The 278-nt window shown below is 59.7% G+C and carries 1 pseudogene; it reads right to left on the reverse strand.

Annotation, left to right across the window (positions count from 1 at the left end):
- Positions 1 to 278: pseudogene (locus AF337_RS08145) on the reverse strand (spermidine/putrescine ABC transporter substrate-binding protein PotF); the annotation flags it as partial.

The following is a 278-nucleotide window of genomic DNA, read 5'->3' on the forward strand; positions in this document are numbered from 1 at the left end:
CCAATTGGGCTTGTCGTCGGTGCCGAGGGCAGCCTTGACCTTGTCGACATTATAGCCGATGCCCGTCGTGCCCCACATGTAGTCGACGCTGTATTCATTGCCGGGGTCGAAGGACGCCACGCCCTTCATGATGACGTCCCACATATTGACCAGGTTCGGCAGCTTCGATTTGTCGAGCTTCTGGTAGACGCCGGCGGCGATCTGCCGCTGCATGAAGGATACGGTGGGGACGACGACGTCATACCCCGAGCCACCGGCCAAAAGCTTGGTTTCCAGCG

This window comes from Rhizobium ecuadorense, assembly GCF_001187535.1.
GTDB classification, from domain to species: Bacteria; Pseudomonadota; Alphaproteobacteria; order Rhizobiales; family Rhizobiaceae; genus Rhizobium; species Rhizobium ecuadorense.